This window comes from Mycobacterium sp., assembly GCF_046095365.1.
GTDB lineage: Bacteria > Actinomycetota > Actinomycetes > Mycobacteriales > Mycobacteriaceae > Mycobacterium.
In genome coordinates, this window is record NZ_JBJTJF010000106.1 from 1 (window position 1) to 2,826 (window position 2,826).

General features: G+C 70.7%; 1 protein-coding gene. It reads left to right on the plus strand.

Translation table 11 applies throughout. The annotated features are described in order from the left end of the window. Window positions 1-229: 229 nt before the first annotated feature. A partial coding sequence (locus ACKOQ4_RS08800; RefSeq protein ID WP_526290899.1) for an AAA family ATPase occupies window positions 230-2,826 on the plus strand: 2,597 nt, incomplete at its 3' end.

Genomic DNA, 2,826 nt, shown 5'->3' on the forward strand with positions numbered 1-2,826 from the left:
ACTCGGCGCCGGTTGCGGCAATGCCGCGGAGAGTAACTACGGGACTATCGGACTCGACTATTCAATGTTCGTATGCACCCTGACGCGGTTGCGGGATTTTGCTGTTCCCGCTCCGGCGATTCCACCCTCTCGTCACACGCCACCGACGGGACCCGATGCCAGTACAGGGGTGCTCCCTGTTACAGGGATTCCCTGTGGCCCCAACGACTTCCGGCGGATAATTCCGCACATGGCCGTAGGGGGTCTGATCGGGCGCGAGCACGAATTGAAGGCCGTGCAGTCGCTGCTGGAGCACGCGCGCAGCGGACCGGCGGTGCTGATCCTCGACGGCGAAGCCGGCATCGGCAAGACCACCCTGTGCCGGGCGAGCGCGCGGGCCGGCGCCGACGCCGGGTTCGCCGTGCTGACTACGTGCGGGGCGATCGCCGAGGTGTCGCTGGCCGGGTCCGCGCTGGCCGACTTGGTCACCGGGATGGACGAGTCGGTCTTGGCCGGGTTGTCCCCGCTGCATCAACAGACCCTGCAGGCGCTCGCGTCCGGGCAGCAGGGCCCCGGCGGTGAACGACTGACCGCCACCGCCTTCCGTGCCGCCCTGGAGCAGCTCAGCCGGTGGCACCCGGTGCTGATAGTCATCGACGACGCGCAATGGCTGGATGAAACCAGCCGCCGCGCAGTCGGATTCGCGGTGCGCAGGCTCACCGGACCGGTGGCCCTGCTGGTGTCGTTCCGGACCGGCGAATCCGACGGAGCCGACCGGTCCTGGGTGCAACCGCCCGACCCGCAAGCCCTGAACCGGCTGACGCTGGGGCCGTTGGGTCTTGTCGAATTGAGCACCATACTCGCGGCCCGAAGCGGCGAACCACCGACGCGATCGACCCTGGCGCGCGTCCACGCCATCTCCGGCGGGAACCCGTTCTACGCCCTGGAGCTGGCCCACTATCTACAGGCCGGCGACGATCCGGCATCCTTGCCGCCGACCCTGACCGAACTGGTGCGCGACCGGATCGGGACACTGGACTCCCCCACGGCCGAGGTTCTGGTGATGGCCGCTGCCGCGTTCGAACCCACCGTCGAGGTCATTGCATCCGCCAGCGATCGAACCCCCGGTGAGATCGTCGAGGCTCTGCAGCCGATGGAGGGCCGGGGCCTGCTGGCCTTCGACGGGGTCCGCCTGCGGTTCACTCACCCGTTGATCGCCTCCGGGATCACCGGGTACACCGACCCGGCCGTCGTGCGCCGGGCTCACCGTCGGCTGGCCGAGACCGCCGCCCACCCCGAGCAGCGGGCCCGGCACCTGGCGTTGAGCAGCCCGCACGCCGACCCCGACACTCTGGCCGCACTGGATGCCGCGGCCGAAAAAGCCTCTGCCCGAGGCGCGTTCAGCAACGCCGCTGAACTCATCGACCTGGCCCTGCGGCTGGGCGGCGAGGATCAGTTCCGGCGTTTGCGCGGCGCGGAGTACCACTTCCGGGCCGGTTCCCTGGAGGAAGCGGAAGCTCTGGTAGCCCCGATCATCGACGAGCTTCCGGCCGGCCTGCTCCGGGCAGCCGGCCTGATGCTGCTCGCGTCTGCGCGGGGTTACGGCGAGGGCATCGCCAGCACCATCGGCCTGTTCCGCCGTGCCGTGCAGGAGTCCGAGGAGATCCCGACGCTGCGCACCCAGGCCCTGGTGTTGCTGTCGCTGGCCACCGGGATCGGCGGTGACATGGCGACGTGCGTGGCCGACGCCCGCCGCGCCCGCGCCGACGCCGATGCCCTCGGTCTGCCCGAACTGCGAAGCCAGGCGCTGTCGCTGTGGTCCCATGTGAGTTTCATGCACGGGCTGGGAACCGACTCCGAGGCGCTTCGGGTCGCGCTGGAGATCGAGGACCCCGACGTCGATGCTCCGATCATGCTGCGGCCCACCCCGGTCAACGCGATGAACTGCGCCTGGACCGGACGACTGGACGAGGCCCGCGAAGCGCTGAGCGAAGTGCGGCGCCAGTGCGAGGAACGCGGCACCGAACTCGACGTGCTCTGGGCCATCGAGCAGCTCACCTGGATCGAGGTGGCCGCGGCGCGCTACGACGCGGCCGAGGCCCTCGCGCACGAAGCGCTGCGCTGGGCCCGGCAGATCGGCGGGCAACTGCCGCTGATCACCGCGCACACCGCGATCGCTCAAGCCGCGGCCTACCGCGGACGCCTCGAGGACGCCCGAACAGCGGCCGAGTACGCCAACAGCCGGGCCACCGCGGTGGGACTCGGCTATCTCGCCGATCCCCCACTGATGAGTCTGGCGTTCGTCCAGGTCTCCGCCGGGCATTACGAGGAGGCGCTGAAGACGCTGGCACCGCTGATGGCGACGTTCGACCCCGAGCACGGCACCGAGATCATGGCCGGGGGTTGGATACCCGACGCGGTACAGGCATTGACCGCCACCGGGCGCACCGATGAGGCCGGACCTCTGGTCGCGGCGCTGGAGACCAACGGGGTGCGCCTGGACCGGCCGTGGATGCTGGCGATCGGAGCCCGCTGCCGGGCGCTGGTGCTGGCCGCCGACGGCGATCTCGTCGCGGCCGTGCGCAGCGCCGAGGAGGCGCTGGCCCACCACGACCGGCTGCCGATGCCCTTCGAGCGGGCCCGCACCCAACTGCTGGTCGGCCAACTGCTGCGCCGCCGCCGCCGAATCGCCCCCGCCCGCACCCACCTGAAGTCCGCCGTCGCCGCCTTCGAGACCATAGGCAGCCCGCTGTGGGCGGAGCGGGCTCAGCGCGAACTGGCCCGGCTGACCAAGGGCTCAGCGGGCAGTGAACTCACCGACGCCGAGCGCCAGGTCGCCGAGCGCGC